This window comes from Belliella kenyensis (assembly GCF_022549675.1).
In the GTDB taxonomy this organism is placed as follows: Bacteria; Bacteroidota; Bacteroidia; order Cytophagales; family Cyclobacteriaceae; genus Belliella; species Belliella kenyensis.
Map to the genome: position 1 here is coordinate 177,420 of NZ_JAKZGR010000006.1, position 17,864 is coordinate 195,283.

The window sequence follows — 17,864 nt, forward strand, 5'->3', positions numbered from 1 at the left end:
TTGCCAATAACCTTACAAAATTCCGATTTATCTAACTTCCGATATAAATTGATATTGGATACTTATGGATATTGACTATTAAGAACCGGTTGAGCCAATGAATTGAAGTTGCTGGCAAAAAGCTTATAATCAGAAAATATAATTATTGAAACTTATAGAATTCATCATTTAAACCCATTAATAGATCCCCAATGAATCAATTTGACAAATCATTAAAAACCATTATAATTTCTTTTTTAATCCTATTTCAATCTAGTTTTCTTCAAGCTCAGCAAGACGAGGCCCTTTCTGATTTGGATGTGGTGAGAAAAGTTGCTGATTACATTCTCTCTGAAACAAAGTTAGGCTTTATAGATGCTAATGGGAAGTCATATGCCTCAACCAAAGATATTCCAAAAGATAAGGAGGTGTCATTTGCTTCTAAGTATGGGGAATGGCATTATACCAATGGAGTCATCAATTTGGCGATGACTCATCTTGCTAATCAAACAGGGGATGATAAGTATTTTGCTTATGCTAAGAACCATATTGCCCATGGTTTTGACAATTATGAGTTCTTTCAAAAGCGCTTTACGAATGACAGGCCTCACCATAGGTATCCATTGGGGCAACTATGGACTATGTTGGAACTGGATGACTTTGGAGCGATATCAGCAAGTATGCTGGAGGTAATGGAACGTGACAATGATCCTCGGTATGAGACATACATTAAAAATGGATTAGAAAGACTTTCTTATGGTCAAGAAAGATTGTATGATAAAACTTTAGTAAGGACTTTTCCTCAAAACATGACTTTGTGGGCGGATGATTTGTACATGAGTGTTCCATTTTTGTCAAGGGCAGCTCTTTATACAGGAGAAGCCAAATACTTTGATGATGCGATCAATCAAGTACTGAGCTTTGACAAATACCTTTGGAATCCTCATAATGGGCTGTATTTCCATTGTTATTACACAGATACAGAGCAAAACGGTGTAGCACACTGGGGTAGAAGTAATGGTTGGTTGGTATTATCTCAGTTGCATTTGCTTGAGCGATTGCCAGAGGGCTATCCTAGGAAAGAAAAGGTAAGAAAAAACTTAGAGAAGCAATTGATAGGCCTATCAAGATATCAAGATCAGGATGGACTGTGGAGGCAGTTATTGGATAAAAATGATTCCTACCAAGAGACCTCTGCGTCAGCCATGTTTGTGCAAGGCTTTGCCAAAGCCATCACAGAAGGTTGGATTGATAAGCGTTTTGCATCAGTGGCTTTGAGAGGATGGGAAGGGCTACGCAAGCATATGATTGAGGAAGATGGACAAGTAAGAGCAATCTGTGTAGGGACTGGTATCAGTGATGATTTGGTTTTTTACTACACACGACCAGCCAGCCCCAATGAGAAGCATGGTGTCGGTTCAGTGATTGATGCGGGCTTAGAAGTGATCAAGCTAAAGGAGTTTTTAAGGAAAAATTAAAATACGCGTTTTAATATATAGGGTTAATTAGTTTGGAAAACCATACCGCAATAAGGTATGGTTTTTTTAGGTCTTTAGTAGATAAAGTTATTTTATGATGCAAGACACTACAGGGATGTTGTCTGGATGATATGAGGTATATTGTTCATCTAAATCGTGCAAATAATGTCTTATCAACAAAGTGATTCAAGCATTTGATAGGGAAATTATGTTTAAATGATTGATTTTGAAAACATTGTGTCAAATCATTATTCGTGATCAGTTTAGTTAGATAGTATTTTACCTGCTTTCTAGCGCTGGTTGATTTATTGATGATTATATGAATTTCATAATTTAACGACCAAATTTATCTGATTAACCCAACTTCAACCTAATTATGTTAAAAACCAATTCCATCAGACTTTCAGCTTTAGTATTTGTTCTGTTTGCATGCAATCCTGCTGTAGAAGAATCCTCTCCTCAAATCGTACTAAAAAACCAAAGTTCCATAGATCTTAAAGATAAAGGTGTAATAATTGAATTCAAGGATTTGAAATCAGAAGCTAATAAATTCCTACAGATAGCTGATGCTGAAGGGAATCTAGTAGCTTATCAAATCGACGATGTCAATGGAGATGGTACACCTGATCAACTTTTTATATTAGTAGATCTCAAGGCTGATGAAGAAAAATCACTGGACATCACTTGGGTGGATAGTCAGCCTAAATTTGAACAGCGGACAGCTGTCAGGTTTGGGAAAAGAGATGATATCGATCAGCCTGTTACACCTATACAAGAAGATTTGTTTTTTTCTCATGAATTACCCAAGAGTATGGGTTATCAACCATATCAAACGGATGGCCCTTCTTGGGAAAATGATAAGGTAGGCTTTAGGCATTACTTTGATGGCAGAAACTCCAAGGATCTTTTCGGTAAAAAAACTTCCAAAATGAGCCCCAAAGATGTTGGCGTGAATGAAAAGGGTGAAGTTGAAGACAATTATCACGTCATGAAAGACTGGGGTAGGGATATACTTGCAGTAGGAAACTCAGTGGGTCTTGGTGGTATCACACTGTTAAAAGATGATCAACCCGCTAGGTTAGGAGTGTTGGTCGATGAGGAAATGAGCAATATCTATCAATCATCTTTCAAGATTATGACAGAAGGTCCTGTAAGGTCTATCATGGAATTTGAATATAGGGATTGGGATGCATTTGATAGAAAGTATCCAAGGATAGTAGAGAGGGTAAGTATTGTTCCAGGTATGTACGCTTATAAAAACGAAGTGATGTTTGAGGGCTTACAGGGCGATGAGCACATAGCTGTCGGTCTGGTGAATATACACAATGATAAAGGAATCAAAGAAATCACAGATTTTGATGATTGGGTGATATTGATGACACATGATGCGCAAGGGTATGATAAGGAATGGATCATAGGTATGGCATTGATCCTTCCAAAAGGACAATACTTAGAAATGATAGAAGCTCCCAAGTCAGGTAAGTTGACTGATTCTTATTTGGCAAAAATGAAATCTGAAAGTGGGAAAACTATCGAATACTATGCAGTAGGTGCATGGGAACTAAGTGAAGATAGGTTCATGGAAGCAGCAGGTTTTGAACAGTACCTAAGAGATTTGGTAGCCCATTTGGAAGCTGAAGTTTCGGTTTCTATCCAGTAGGATATCAGATCACCATCCACCTGAAATACATTCATTGCAAAGACGAATTTTAAATTATAAACATGCACAGAAAGCTGGTTATGAAAAACATTTTGAAAGTACCATTGCTACTTTTTATTCTAGGAGTTGCACTTCCCACAAGCTTAGTAAATGCCCAGATTGGGAAAAGGCTACCTTCTGAAAGAAAGGTCGTGCAAGATCCTGTTACTGGTGTAGACTTGATATTTTTGACAAGTACAGCAGGAGGAGATTCTAAAATCTACCCTACGCATCCGCAATGGACAGCAGATGGTGAATGGCTTGTATTCAGATCAAATAGGATCAAAGGAGAGGCACTTGCGGTGAATGAGGATTCAGGTGAAATGGTACAAGTGACAGAGGGGGGGTATGATGGTATGCTGACCTTGTCTCAGAAGGAGATGCGATTGTATTATATGAGAAAATTACCCTCTGAGGATATGGAAGTCGTATCAGTTAACCTACAGCGATTGTTTTCTGATAGCGAATCGGGTGTTTTGAAGCAAAAAGATCACTATGAAACCATCCATGGGATAGTTCCCAAAGCGATACAAAATGGTGGAGATATGGCTCTTGATGCTGATGATTCTCGCATTTATTTCAAAGTGAACAAAGAAGCAGCGGCCAAGCACCTTCCGGAAGACGCAATTGTAGCATCTAGTTTTGGGCCAAGAGGGATGGGGGCAGGTCCCGGGGGAATAGCAAGTTTGGATTTGAAGTCTGGGGAGGTCAGCCATGTGATTTCTGTACCTTTTCAAGTTGGTCATGTACAAGTCAATCCTTGGGTTCCAGGGGAGTTGGTTTTTTGTTGGGAAACAGGAGGCAAAGCACCTCAAAGGACATGGACAGTAATGGCTGATGGTACTGGGCTGAGGCCATTGTATCCAGAGTCTGAATATGAATGGGTGACACACGAAGCAGTCATCAGCCAAGATGAAGTTGCCATGGCAATCATGGGGCATAGGGATGTAGAAATGGATGTAGATGTGAAAAATGTATCAAGTTCTTCATCAACCAACCCAGGTCAAGAAGCGTCTTGGGGCAAATCTGGGACAAGAGAAAAGCCGACTGGTCTGGCTATAGTTAACTTACGAACACGTGAGATGAGGATAGAAGGACAAACTGAAAGTGGAAGTGGCTTATGGCATGTTCACGGCTCCCCAGATGGTAAATGGGCTGTAGGGGATGATTTTTCAAGAACAATTTACCTCATCGATAGGCAGACCAAAGAGATGAAAGTCTTATCTACAGGACATAAAGTCACAGCGGCTGATCATCCTCATCCTACTTTCAATCCACAAGGAACCAAAATCCAAATCCAATCGGCGATGCTTTCAGAAGATGATCGGACAATGAACATTTGTGTGATACCTATTCCAAAGAATAATTGATAAATCAAATAACCATGTTTCTATTAAAGCAAAGCAAGCCCTTTTTATTTCTGCTGATCTTAGTTTCCTTTTCATTGACAGCGTATCCTCAGGACCGACAAATGGAATATCTCGACAGAGGCTTAGTAGCCATTCAATCTGAAGATGGGGTTTTTGTCAGTTGGAGGCAGTTGGGTACAGAGCCCGATGATATTGGGTTCAATCTCTATAGGATCGAAAACGATGAGCAACCTGTCAAAGTAAATAGCAGCCCCATCAAAGACAGTAATAACTACCTTGATACCTCAGCTGATCCCATTCAAGAAAACAGCTACTATGTCACCGCTATCATCGATGGTCAAGAAGTGAAACAAGGAGAGGCATATCAGGCTTGGGATAAGCCTTACCTTTCCATCCCTTTGAGAACTCCTGAAGGGTACCATGCCAATGATGCATCTGTAGGGGATCTGACAGGAGACGGTAGATATGAGATAGTCGTTCATATGCTAGGCTCTGGAAAAGATAACTCACAAAAAGGTATAACTACAGCCCCCATCTTACAAGCGTATACATTGGAAGGAGAATTTTTATGGGAAATAAACCTAGGTAAAAATATCAGAGAGGGAGCACATTATACACAATTTATGGTGTATGATCTGGATGGTGATGGTAGGGCTGAGGTGGCATGTAAGACGGCTGATGGTACCATAGACGGTAAGGGTAAAATCATCGGTGATGCAAATGCTGATCATAGAAACGCTGATGGTTATATTTTGAAGGGATCTGAGTTTTTTACGGTTTTTGATGGGCTTTCAGGAGCTGCCCTAGCTACTACAGATTATGTGCCTGCTAGGCATCCTGATATCCAAGATCCAAGTCCCGATGAGATGAAGGAGATTTGGGGAGACGGTTACGGAAATAGAATTGATAGATTTCTTGCAGGAATAGCCTACTTAGATGGTGAGAAACCTAGCTTGATACTGAGTAGAGGGTACTATACACGCACAGTTATCTCCGCATGGAACTGGAGGGGGGGTGAACTTTCTCATGTGTGGACTTTTGATAGTCATGGCGGTGATGAAGAGAATAGAAAATATGCAGGTCAAGGATACCACAGTCTCACCATCGCTGATGTGGATAATGATGGAAAAGATGAAGTAGTATTTGGCTCTATGGTGATCAATCATGACGGCAAAGGTCTATATTCATCAGGCTTAGGTCATGGTGATGCGATGCATGTGAGCAATATGAATCCTAATAGAAAAGGGATGGAAATCTTTGGCATACATGAAAATGCCCGACACCCTCATGGAGCAAACTTGAGAGATGCGCTCACAGGTGAAATCATATGGTCATATCCTTCCAAAGATGTAGGTAGAGGTTTGGCTATAGATATTGATCCCAGACATGATGGATTTGAAAGTTGGGCTTCTGGTGATGGATTGAAGGGATTGTGGAATATTCACGGGGAAATTATTTCAGAAGTCAAACCTTCATCTTGCAATATGGCCATATGGTGGGACGGAGATCTGCTTAGAGAGATTCTTGATGGGGTCAATATTGACAAATGGGACTACGAGAATAGTAAGACGGTAAGGATCTTATCAGGAGCAGATTTCAATCTAGTCAAAAATAACGGGACAAAATCTAACCCCAATTTGTCTGCTGATATCTTTGGAGACTGGAGAGAGGAGTTGATCACTCGTACAGAGGATGGTAAAGAGCTTCGGATATTTTCTACGACCATACCTACCAAGCACAGGATTTATACCTTGATGCATAATCCACAGTATCGCATGAGTATAGCTTGGCAAAATGTAGCTTATAATCAACCACCTCACACAGATTATTTTTTTGGGCATGGAATGGAAAAGCCAAAACTACCAGCTATCAAGACGATCAAGTATCAGGGCAGATGAGTTACGAGAATAGAGGTGAGAGGGAAAAGCGATAGTGCCATAGGCACGAGCGACATTCTAGCCTTGGGTTTCAACCCAAGGAAAAATTATAGAGTGAGAGATCAAGTACCATATGCACAAGCGACAAAACTGGATGCATGAATCTAAACTGGAATGAATAGGGAGGAGGGAATGGCGAGTTAGCGTAATGATGAGCCGATAAGATGAGAGAGAAACAAGAGAAAAGAGTCGAAAAAAATGACAATAGCACCATAAACGATTGATTTAAAACCTACTAAAAAACCAGCCAATAGTTAGGCAGGGTAAATCAACATTTGCATTGAGTTTGACTCTTGAAATTCTGAATTTTTATTATTTTAGCTTTATACTAGAAATAAATCCTACCGAAATGGCTGAGTTAAAGACAAAACAAAATGATGCGAATGTTCACGATTTTATCAATTCATTTGCAGACACTGAGCAGAAGAGAAAGGACAGTTTTGAAATCTTACAGCTCATGAAGGATTTCACAGGCTTTGAGCCGAAAATGTGGGGCGGTTCAATCATAGGGTTTGGGCAATATCATTATAAGTCAGAAAGAAGCAGTCAAGAAGGTGATTGGCCACTGGTAGGTTTCTCGCCACGCAAAGCGGCAATTTCACTGTATGTTTATTCTGGTTGTTCGGGCCAGGAAGAATTGCTGCAAGATTTGGGGAAGTTCAAGATGGGAAAGTCTTGTATTTACATTAAGAAACTATCAGACATCAATCAAGAAACCCTTAAAAAATTGATGAAATCGACCATCGAGTACCTACAATCAAAACACAGTTAATCTAACACGTAAATGCGATGAAGCAAATGGATATCTAAGTGCATTATGAAAAAATCAGAACAAGCAATTGTCGTCGAGCAAGTTTTTGATGTTTCTGTGTTGGAGCTTTGGAAAGCGATTACGGAACTGGATCAGATGAAAAAGTGGTTCTTTGTGAATATAGAAACCTTTGAGGAAGTGTTGGGTTTTGAGACAAGGTTTGTCGTAGAAAATAAAGGCAGGATATTTCCACATTTATGGAAAATCACCGAGGTGGATCCATTTAGGAAAATAACATATAATTGGAAGTATGAAGGGTACAAAGGTGATTCTGATGTGACTTTTGAATTGTTTGGATCGGGAGAGCAATCCAAACTGACATTAACCCACACAGTTTTAGAGGACTTTTCTGATGAGATTCCCGAATTTTCACGTGAAAGCTGCGAAGCGGGATGGACTTATTTTATCAAGCAAAGCTTGAAGGAATATTTACAGTCAAAGTAGAAGACACCCGCTTTATTTTGTATCGAAGTGCTTTATTTCTTTTTTTCTCAAAAAAGTGAAGTTAGAAAATTAGTTAAAAATAGATTGTATACAATTTAATTTTACGCTATCTTTGTGTTGCTGTTAAGTTTGTCTTTTAGCAGATGGGTTGCCTTTACTAAGCTGGTAATTGATATCTAAAAGCTAAACCCAAATCTTGATCTTCATGTCAATAACAGTTATATTAATGGGGTTTCAACAATCTAATCAATATTTAAAGACATCACCATGAACATTATAGCCGTTATTCTGACCGTAATTGTAGCCATCGAACATCTTTACATACTTTGGATGGAGATGTTTGCCTGGGAAACAGCCGGGAAAAAAACCTTTGGTGCTTCTATGCCCCATGATTTGTTCAAGCCCACCAAGTCTTTGGCTGCAAACCAAGGTTTGTACAATGGTTTTTTGGTTGCGGGATTGGTATGGTCATTCTTGATCAGTGATCCCGAATGGGCTGTGAATGTGCGCTTGTTCTTCTTGGGCTGTGTAGCAGTTGCAGGAATATTTGGGACCTTGACAGCAAGCAAAATAATATTCATTATACAGGCAGTTCCGGCTTTGTTGGCCATGCTGTTTGTCATCATTTCAAAATAAACAAGATGTCACTCATTGAAGATTTGAATTGGAGGCACGCTGTGAAAGCATATGACCCTACCAAAAAAGTAAGTAAAAAAAATATTGATAAAATTGTTGAAGCAGCCCGTCTGGCTCCAACCTCCTCTGGATTGCAGCCATTCAGGTTGATCGTGGTAGAAGATCAAGAAACAAAAGAAAAACTCGTCAAGGGAGCTTTGAATCCAGATTGCATGAGAGACTGTTCGCATGTAATTGTGTTTGCAGCTTGGGATAGGTATACTGCTGAGAGGATTGATAAAGTCTATGATTTCACCACTGACGAGAGAGGATTACCTCGTGGAAGGTTCAGTTCTTACACAGATATGTTGAAATCCATCTATCTCAAAGAATCTGCCGAAGAAAACTTTGCTCATATTTCCCGACAGGCTTATATTGGTTTAGGCTTGGCTTTGGCACAAGCAGCAGAGCTGAGGGTAGATTCTACACCTGCCGAGGGATTTGATACCCATGTTGTAGATGAAGTTTTAGAGCTGGAGAAGCATGGCTTAAAAAGTGTATCCTTAATGTATGTTGGCTATGCCAACCCTGAAGAGGACTGGATTGCCTCAATGAAAAAAGTCCGAATTCCAACAGAAGAGTTTGTGATCGAAAAATAAAATCAGCCACAGACGAACAATTCGCACTATTTCTCTTTACTTTATTCAAATATGCACCCATTGGGTGAAGTGATTTATTTAAGTTAGAAAATGACCGTGTTTCCGGTGTTCATCTGTGGTTTTTTATTTTACTTCAAAAATGAATGCAAAGTGCTGTTTTCTAGATCTTTGATACCTTTTACAAGGGCTTCAGCATTGAACTTAGCACCTTTTAGTATGGTGTGTGTATGGTCTTGATCATTGAAATAATGACTGCTGACATATTCAGAACCAAGGGAGTCGTAGCCATTTGAAATGATGTCGTTAAGGTCAATGAATATAGCATTTGTACCTGTAGCGGCCTCTTTGGCCCATTTGCCATAGCTTTCATTGGATCTATATACTTTTTCTTCATTCCAGTTGTTGCGTGGAATGGGGGAGCATACAATCGGAGTCGCGCCTTTTGCTTGAGTATCCGAAATCATATTTCGTAAGTATTGACCGTAAGAGTAAACTGTCTCATGTCTTTTGGTGATAGGGTTGAAGATGAATTCTGCTTCTAACCCTGAACCTTTGATTGTTCCTCTGGCTCTAGCTTCATCGTCTAGAGGACCACTGTCGTTGTGTCCAAATTGTATGATCACAAAATCTCCTGGCTCTATCCTGTCTACAACTTTCTGCCAGTTTCCATAGGTTTGGAATGTCCTAGAACTAGTTCCACCCAGTGCGTGATTTTCTACGCTAATTTTCTCTCTGTCAAAAAATGGAGCTATAAAATCACCCCATCCCCAAAGACCGCCAGCTCCATCACCTTGACCGTTTTTGACAGTGGAATCACCAACTAGGAGAAGTCGAGGTTTTCTCTTAGGAAGTAATGCTTGGAGTTTTTTATTTTCAATCGTTTGGAGTCCTTTGATTACTGACCAGGCATTGATCCTCGCACCAGCTTCATTGGTGTGGGTATGGTCTTTTTCAAAAAATCCTTGCACTACTTGTGGACCCCAATTATCATATTGGTCCGCAACAATGCTGTTCAAGTCGATGAATGATGCACCAGCTTTTCTAGCAGCTTCCTTTGCCCATAGTCCAAAATCTTTATTTGCCCTTTCTACATTATCATTGTGGAATTTATTTCTTGGGATCATAGATGCAACGATAGGGTATGCTCCTTTTGCTTTGGTTTCTTGTATAAATTTCATCAAATACCAACCATAAGTATGAACAGTCTCTTGTGTCCCATCAGGCCAAGTTAAAGATTTGGTTTCATAGCCGATGCCTGGTAGTACACCTCTATATCCTGATCTAGTAGTGTCAGGATCGCTGCCTTCATTATGTCCAAATTGCATAATGACAAAATCACCAGGTTTAATAGATTCTAGTACACTGTCCCAACGACCCTCTTTTATAAATGTTCGTGTACTCCTTCCTGCCATAGCGTGATTGTGTACTACTACTTCAGTGCTATCAAAAAACTCTTGCAGAAAAGTGCCCCATCCCCATTGTCCAGCTCCACCTGTTCCACTTTGATTGCGCACTGTAGAGTCTCCGATGAGGAATATATTGGTTTGAGTAGGTTGAATTAAAGCTGTCCTCATTGAGCTGAAAAGGATGGCAATTACTACAAAACTAATGAAGTATGTAGTAGAATTAATTTTTACCATTGATTTTTGATTTATTTTATTCCAAATGATTAAGCTACAGTCGTTTCATGGGTGGTGAATGACGGCGTGGTTTTGATAAGATTTGCTACTTTTTTGACAGATAAATTCAGATTGAAAAATATGTTAAAGTTGAATTTATTGTATCCTGCTGTATCCTGATCTTTTGAGGTGAAGAATGATTAAAATCCAGTCAGGCATGACAGAACAGGATTGATTTAGGTATTCGTTCATTTAAATTTAAAAATCTTAAAAATGCCTTGACTTCCAATTAATAGTTGGATCAAAGTATCACTAAGAGTTTCCTTAACAATATACCTAAAATAAAACCAAATCTTATGAAACAAATTTTATTCCTGCAGTTTTATTACAGGATTCGAATGGTACTTATCATGGTCTTTTTAGTACCATTGATAGCATTCGAATCTTATGCAACTCCAGATAATCTGGATAGGGACATTACAATTTCTGGTATCGTAACTGATAAGGATGATAATTCCACACTTCCAGGAGTAAATGTAGTGATCAAGGGTACTACCAATGGGACAGTTACAGATATTGATGGTGCATATACCATTTCAGTACCAGACAATGATGCTGTATTGGTTTTCTCTTCAATTGGATATGTTACTCAAGAGTTTAGAGTAGGTACTTCAAGCACAATAAATATCTCGTTATCAGCAGATTTACAACAGCTTGGAGAAGTAGTGGTAGTAGGGTATGGCACTCAAAAGAAAAGTGATTTGACAGGAGCTATCACCAGTGTAAGTTCAAAAACGTTAGAAGAGCGTCCAATCACCAATATTGCTCAAGCTTTACAAGGAAATGCTGCAGGATTGAATGTTTCTACTAATAACAGACCTGGAGAGTTGCCAACAGTAAGAATAAGAGGTAACAGGTCTATCAATGCGTCAAATGATCCATTATACGTTATCGATGGTATACCAGTAGTTTCTCAATTAGGTGTGAGTTCTTTTTCACTTAATGATATCAATCCTAATGATATAGAATCTATAGAGATATTAAAGGATGCTTCGGCAACAGCAATTTATGGCTCTAGGGGTGCAAATGGAGTAATTCTAGTGACGACAAAAAAAGGTAAAAAAGGGCAGTTAAAAGTGAATTATACTGCCACCGTTTCGCTAGACTCTTTCAGGGATTTGACAGACTGGATGTCTGGTGGAGAGTATGTTGATATTTGGAGAAGATCTTTGATTAACGGCCGGCTTTATGGTGATGCTAGCAACCAAGATCTGAATACTCCTGCACAGCCATGGTTTCCAGATCCTTTTTTAGACCAACAAGTGATGGGCTTGGGACAGGATCCTATTGCAAGAGACATGGTATGGCAAGGTTATGAATGGGAAGAATTTGGTGTTACTCCAAGAACAAGACCTACTACAGCAGAGGAAAGGGCCTTGGGTTGGCCAGATCAAATCCCAATTTACAATTCAGCAAATGTAGGTAATCACAACTGGAGAGATGATGTGACCAGGCAGGGAATAACAAATGTACATCAAGTATCATTGTCAGCAGGAACAGAAAGTTCTAGACTTTATTTGTCCTTAGGATACTTTAATCAAACTGGTGTTCAACAGGATCAGGATTTTGAAAGATTTACACTAAACTTAAATGGTGATGTTACACCAAACAAATGGTTGACCTTAGGTTCTTCAGTGCTTGGTTCTTTTTCTACTCAGAACTTTGGGTTTATGGGGCCGAACACAAGCAATACTGGGTCTAAAGATTTGTATTCTAGAGCTTCAGAACAATTTCCGTTTGCATTACCAAGAAATAATTCAGGAGAGTTGATTCCAAACCCAGGGGGGAATCTAAATTTATGGAATCCTTTGATGGACATAGATCAAGCACTCAATGAAAGAAGAACAGCTTCAATTATGGCAAATATCTTCTCAGAAATCACTTTCACACCTTGGTTGAAGTATAGGTTGAATTTTGGTGGTCAAGTGAGAAATTTCAGAAATGGGAGCTGGACTGGTCCAAACTCTTCCAATCACTTGACATTGAGGAGAAACACGGCAGGAATGTCTAGAGATGAAAACTTTTCATGGGTTGCTGAAAACCTCTTATTCATTGATAAAACATTTAATGATATTCACACTTTAGGAGTGACCCTGTTACAATCTTCACAATACTCAAGAAGGGAAGGTATGGGTATGAATGTTTCTAATACTGTAATTCCAGCAAGTTTATGGTATAGCTTAGGATCAAACACCAACGGAAGGCCGGATGGATACAACACTAGTTTCACAGAAAATACCATACAGTCATGGATGATAAGAGTGAACTATTCCTTAAAGGATAAGTATTTGCTCACTGCATCAGGGAGGTATGATGGTGCTTCAGTGCTAGCTCCCGGAAACAAATGGGACTTTTTTCCTTCGTTCTCGGCAGCATGGAAGATGCAAGAAGAAGGATTCTTAAGAGACGTTAGTTGGATTTATGAATTGAAGCCTCGCTTTGGATATGGAGTTACTGGAAACTCTTCAGTCAACCCTTATACTACCACAGGTCCTTTAAGTCAAAATCCATATATCTTCGGTGCAGTACCTGCGATAGGATTTCTCCCTCAACTTGTTCAAAATCCAGGTCTAGGATGGGAAAAGACAGCACAATGGAATGCTGGTTTAGACTTTGGCTTTTTTGATGGTAGGGTCAAAGGTGCATTGGAAGTTTATGATATGACTACTACAGGCTTGATTTTTGGAAGATCTTTACCAGCAGTTACTGGTTATGTCCAAAAGTTCGAAAATATTGGTAGTACTAGAAATAGAGGTGTTGAATTGACACTGTCTACTGTCAATGTGGAGAGAAATGGATGGACTTGGCAGACAGATTTTAACTTTGGAGCAAATAGAGAGCAAATCCTTGAGCTTGTAAATGGTGCAGAGGATATGATTGCCAACAATTTGTTTATCGGACACCCAATTCATTCATTTTTTGATTTTCAGCATTTGGGGATTTGGCAAAACACACCTGAAGATTTAGAAGAAATGGCAAGGTTCAATGAGAATGGTCATCGATTTTATCCTGGAACTGTAAGAGTAGTAGATCAAAATGGAGATTACAGAATCAATAGTGATGATAGGGTAGTGGTAGGTTCTAGGCAGCCTCGATGGACTGGAGGTATTACCAATACAGTAGGTTACAAAAATTGGACATTGAGTATGATGGCTTTTGGTAGGTTTGGACAAACTTACTTTGGTGGTATGCCAAACATTGGTGGTCCATGGCCAAATGGTCGAGTTGAGACAGACTTTTGGGATTGGAATAACCCGAATGGAAGATGGCCGCTGCCTGTGATTGGTGCGAATGTGGAAAATATTGTCAACCCATTGCAATTCAATACTGCTTCCTTTGTGACTATCAGACACATCTCTTTGGGGTATGATGTGCCAGTGACAGCAGCTCAAAGATTCGGAATGAGTAATTTGAACATTAATGTACAAGTGGTAAACCCATTCATCTTTGGAGGTGACCTTGTCAGATGGGGGATCAATCCAGATGATGATACTTCATGGGAATTGAGAAATGGCCAAGGTGATCCACTTGGTGGATTAAACAACAACAGGGTATTGCCTCAAAGTTTTGTTTTTACATTGAGAGCTGGTTTTTAATCGTTTAAAAGAGAATTGAAATGAAAAAATATATAAAATTAATTACTCTGACAGCGATGACATTGTTCTATTCCTGTCAAGATTTCTTGGATGAAAGACAAGTTTCAAACTTGACCCAAGATTATTTCAATGATGAAAATGGTCTTGAATCCCTTATTAATGGCCTTTATGTTTACGCAAGGGTAAAACACGAGTGGGAGGCTAACGGTGCGCGACTTACACTTGCAGAAACTGACGCTTACATGACTTCTGCTCCTGCTTGGGCTAGAATGGAAGTAGGTGTCTATGGTAACGATTTGAGTAATATTGCGAATAACATGTTTAATTACCTTGGAAATGCCAATGCCTCTTTTGCTCCTATGGGTGCATATCCTCATATCAATAACTGCAATATTGCTTTAGATGTACTAGAAAATATTGCTCCAGGAGTATTTGGAACCAATCAGTCTTTTGCTAATCAAAGAAAAGCTGAGATATTGTTTTTGAGATCTTGGGCATTTTATTTGGTTTCGAATCAACTAGGCGATATTCCATTGCTTTTGACTCCTAGGAGACAAGATGATGGGATTTATTACTATCCAAAGTCGTCTATGGAAGATGTCTATAACCAAATGATAACTGATTTGACATTTGCTTATGATAACCTTCCGACGAGTTCCGCCCGTGGAAGAGTGACGAAATGGGCCGCAGGACATTTTTTAGCAAAACTTTATCTTAATCGAGCTCAAGGTGCTGAATTTCAAAATAGTTCTGAAGAGTCTTTGAGAATGTTGTACAAGGGTACTAATGCGAATGATTTGGATAATGCAATAGCCATATCCACTGAAGTAATCAATGGAGTAGGAGGGTTGGCTCCAGATTATTGGACGCTTTTTGATCCGGCAGTGTCTGAGTCAAACCCACATCCGGAAGTGTTGTGGGCTGCACAATTTGATACTAACATTGGTTTGAATGGCAGATTTGGGGGTAATAGGTCTGTAAATTACCACATAGGAAACTATACAGAGCAATCTGGTGTGAATAGATCGATGATTTATGGAAGACCTTTTGGTACTTTTAAGCCAACAGATCATGGATATGATAATTTTAAAGATAAAATGCATGACTCAAGGTATGCCAAAACTTTCCAACATGAATACATAGGGAATATGGGGTCAAACACCACCTCATTTAGATGGACAGATGCTACTGCAGCATGGTGGAATGCCAATAAACCAGCAGACCAACCTGAAGTAAGATCAGGGGATATTAGAATTCAAAACGGTAGAAGAGCGATAATTTACCTTGAAAATGATAAGGAAAATGCTCTTGATTCGATGGAAGTAATGAGCCAACCGTTTCAGTTTTTGGTTAGATGGGTGAGATCTGCTGCTACTGGAAATTATTACTATAGGTTATTCATTAATGGAGCTAATTTAGGTTTGGCTACTCAGACAGCACCTTATCTTTCAGTAAAGAAGTTTACTGATCCAACTAGAGGAGGCTCAACAGATGAAAGTAATTTTAACTCAGAGAATGGTACTAGAGATGCTATTCTTATGCGATTAGCAGAGACTTACTTGATACGAGCAGAGGCATATGGTAGACGCGGGGATTATGCCTCCGCTGTGGCTGATATCAATGTCTTAAGACAAAGGGCGGCATTCAAAGGTGGGGAAAACAGACCTTCTTCTATTGTGCAATGGTATCCTGAGGCTAATGAATTGGATAACTCTGAGCTTGAAGCTCCTTATGCTGCGCTTGGTGATTCATATGATCGAATTATGGTTACTGAAAACCACTTTACGCCAGGTACTATAGAAGCAAATAGAGAAGGGTATATACCTACTGTAAGTACTAAAAGAGATATGTTTATCCATTTTATCTATAATGAAAAAAATAGAGAGTTTCTAGGAGAAGGAATCATGTGGGAAGACTTACATAACGCTGGCATCCTATATGACAGGGTTATGCATTTTAATCAAATGGCTTCCAATAGGACGGGGCTGTGGCCCGTAGCAGCTAATACAGCAGGAGGAAATGGTCAAAATGGTAATGGAAAGGGTCAAATGCAAAGATTTCATACTTTCAGACCCTGGCCTTTCAATTATCTTATTCAATTGACCGATCAAAACGGTCAGCCCCTAGATCAAACAGCAAGAAATGAATATCAAAATCCTGGTTATTAACCTTAATAATTGAGTTAACTAGAATTAATTTCAAAGCGGCAAAAATCTAGGTTTTTGCCGCTTTTTTTTCAATTATTTGCGCAATCAAATAATTGCGTATATATTTGCAATCAAATGATAGCAAATAGAGGTATGAAGATTAGAAGAGATGTGTTTCAGGCAATTGCAGACCCCACAAGAAGGGCAATTATCATGCTTTTGACAGCAGGAGCTTTGACTCCCAATGGAATTGCAGAACATTTTGAGTCCAGCAGACAGGCTGTTTCCAAGCATCTTCAGATATTGTCTGAGTGTGAAATCGTACAGCAAGTCCAACAAGGGAGAGAGATTTTTTATCATTTGAATGCAGAAAAGGTGAAGGAAGTAGAAAAATGGCTTGAGCAATTTAAGCAGCTATTAGCAAAGAGATTTGATCAATTAGACCAGGTATTAGAACAACTTAAACCCAATAACAAATGAAAAAAGCTATTTTATTTAACTTTGATGTTGATAAAGCCAATAATCAAATCAAAGTACAGCGGTCTTTTAATGCTCCTCGAGACCTTGTATGGACTGCATGGACTGAAGCTGAAATTTTGGACCAGTGGTGGGCGCCTAAGCCATGGAATGCTAAGACCAAATCCATGGATTTTAGAGAGGGTGGGTATTGGATTTATGCCATGGTCAGCCCCGAGGGAGAGAAGCATTGGAGTAGAGTAGATTATATCAAAATCACACCAAAGGAACACTTTACAGCTATTGATGGATTTTGTGATGAGGATGGGGACTTTAATGCTTCATTGCCCCGGAATAAGTGGGAAAATGATTTTCAAGACCGTGGTGATGAAACTTTGGTCGATATGCTTCTGAGTTTTGACTCTTTAGAAGACTTAGAGAAAATTATAGAGATGGGATTCAAAGAAGGATTCGCCGCAGGACTCGAAAATCTAGACCAATATATCGAATCTCAATTCAAGTTGAGACACCAAAACAAGACTAGCAATAAAGCTAGGGTTTCAAGTTATTTAAACTTTGGGGGAAATACGGAAGAGGTTTTTACTTTTTATAGGAATGTGTTCCAATCTGAATTTGTCAATGGCATTCAGCGGTTTGGAGACGTCCCTGAAGATCCCAATCAACCACCCATGGCTGAGTCAGTTAAGAAAATGGTTTTGCATATAGAGCTTCCTATTCTCGGAGGTCACATACTCATGGGAACTGATGCGCCAGAGGAATTCGGGATGAAAGTGATCAAAGGGAACAATATGCATATCAATTTAGAACCTGAATCTAGGGAAGAAGCTAAGCGAATCTTTGATGAACTTTCGGAAGGAGGAGTCGTGGAAATGCCCATTCAAGACATGTTTTGGGGTGCCTATTATGGAAGTTTTCAGGATAAATATGGTATCAATTGGATGGTCAATTATCAAGAAGGAAGGTCTTAATTTAA

The 17,864-nt window shown here is 39.3% G+C and carries 13 protein-coding genes; 12 read left to right on the plus strand and 1 reads right to left on the minus strand.

Annotated elements, in window-relative coordinates:
• Positions 1–191 precede the first annotated feature (191 nt).
• The 8 genes from MM214_RS08300 (at position 192) to MM214_RS08335 (ending at position 8,992) form a co-directional block, all read left to right on the plus strand.
• Positions 192–1,457, plus strand: a complete 1,266-nt coding sequence (locus MM214_RS08300) for a glycoside hydrolase family 88/105 protein (protein WP_241294263.1) — start codon at positions 192–194, stop codon at positions 1,455–1,457.
• Between the two features lie 376 nt (positions 1,458–1,833).
• Entirely contained in the window at positions 1,834–3,117 is a 1,284-nt protein-coding gene (locus MM214_RS08305) for a DUF4861 domain-containing protein (protein WP_241294265.1), read from the plus strand.
• 80 nt (positions 3,118–3,197) lie between these two features.
• Positions 3,198–4,526 carry a TolB-like translocation protein gene (locus MM214_RS08310; protein WP_241294267.1) on the plus strand — a complete coding sequence of 443 codons (1,329 nt, stop codon included), beginning with the start codon at positions 3,198–3,200 and terminating at the stop codon, positions 4,524–4,526.
• Between the two features lie 14 nt (positions 4,527–4,540).
• Complete coding sequence (locus MM214_RS08315; RefSeq protein WP_241294269.1) at positions 4,541–6,424, plus strand: rhamnogalacturonan lyase; 1,884 nt, start codon at positions 4,541–4,543, stop codon at positions 6,422–6,424.
• A gap of 388 nt (positions 6,425–6,812) precedes the next feature.
• Positions 6,813–7,235, plus strand: a complete 423-nt coding sequence (locus MM214_RS08320) for a DUF1801 domain-containing protein (RefSeq protein WP_241294271.1) — start codon at positions 6,813–6,815, stop codon at positions 7,233–7,235.
• A gap of 45 nt (positions 7,236–7,280) precedes the next feature.
• Positions 7,281–7,718 carry an SRPBCC family protein gene (locus MM214_RS08325; RefSeq protein ID WP_241294273.1) on the plus strand — a complete coding sequence of 146 codons (438 nt, stop codon included), beginning with the start codon at positions 7,281–7,283 and terminating at the stop codon, positions 7,716–7,718.
• A 267-nt stretch (positions 7,719–7,985) separates the two neighbouring features.
• On the plus strand, positions 7,986–8,354 hold the full coding sequence (locus tag MM214_RS08330) for a DUF1304 domain-containing protein (protein WP_241294275.1): 369 nt from the start codon (positions 7,986–7,988) through the stop codon (positions 8,352–8,354).
• A 5-nt stretch (positions 8,355–8,359) separates the two neighbouring features.
• Positions 8,360–8,992 carry an NAD(P)H-dependent oxidoreductase gene (locus tag MM214_RS08335; protein ID WP_241294277.1) on the plus strand — a complete coding sequence of 211 codons (633 nt, stop codon included), beginning with the start codon at positions 8,360–8,362 and terminating at the stop codon, positions 8,990–8,992.
• A gap of 128 nt (positions 8,993–9,120) precedes the next feature.
• Here MM214_RS08335 and MM214_RS08340 read toward each other — a convergent pair whose 3' ends face one another.
• Positions 9,121–10,632, minus strand: a complete 1,512-nt coding sequence (locus MM214_RS08340; protein ID WP_241294279.1) for a rhamnogalacturonan acetylesterase — start codon at positions 10,630–10,632, stop codon at positions 9,121–9,123.
• A 335-nt stretch (positions 10,633–10,967) separates the two neighbouring features.
• Here MM214_RS08340 and MM214_RS08345 point away from each other — a divergent pair, with 335 nt between their 5' ends.
• The 4 genes from MM214_RS08345 to MM214_RS08360 all read left to right on the plus strand — a co-directional run bounded on the left by MM214_RS08345 (position 10,968) and on the right by MM214_RS08360 (position 17,859).
• The gene (locus MM214_RS08345; RefSeq protein ID WP_241294281.1) at positions 10,968–14,267 is read left to right on the plus strand and encodes a SusC/RagA family TonB-linked outer membrane protein; all 3,300 of its coding nucleotides are present in this window, start codon (positions 10,968–10,970) and stop codon (positions 14,265–14,267) included.
• Between the two features lie 20 nt (positions 14,268–14,287).
• A complete protein-coding gene (locus tag MM214_RS08350; protein WP_241294283.1) occupies positions 14,288–16,435 on the plus strand; it encodes a RagB/SusD family nutrient uptake outer membrane protein in 2,148 nt (715 codons plus the stop codon).
• Positions 16,436–16,573: 138 nt separating this feature from the next.
• Positions 16,574–16,894, plus strand: coding sequence for an ArsR/SmtB family transcription factor (locus tag MM214_RS08355; protein WP_241294401.1), 321 nt, complete (start codon positions 16,574–16,576; stop codon positions 16,892–16,894).
• The gene (locus MM214_RS08360) at positions 16,891–17,859 is read left to right on the plus strand and encodes an SRPBCC domain-containing protein (RefSeq protein ID WP_241294285.1); all 969 of its coding nucleotides are present in this window, start codon (positions 16,891–16,893) and stop codon (positions 17,857–17,859) included. The genes MM214_RS08355 and MM214_RS08360 overlap by 4 nt, the downstream gene beginning before the upstream one ends.
• The last annotated feature ends 5 nt before the right edge of the window (positions 17,860–17,864 follow it).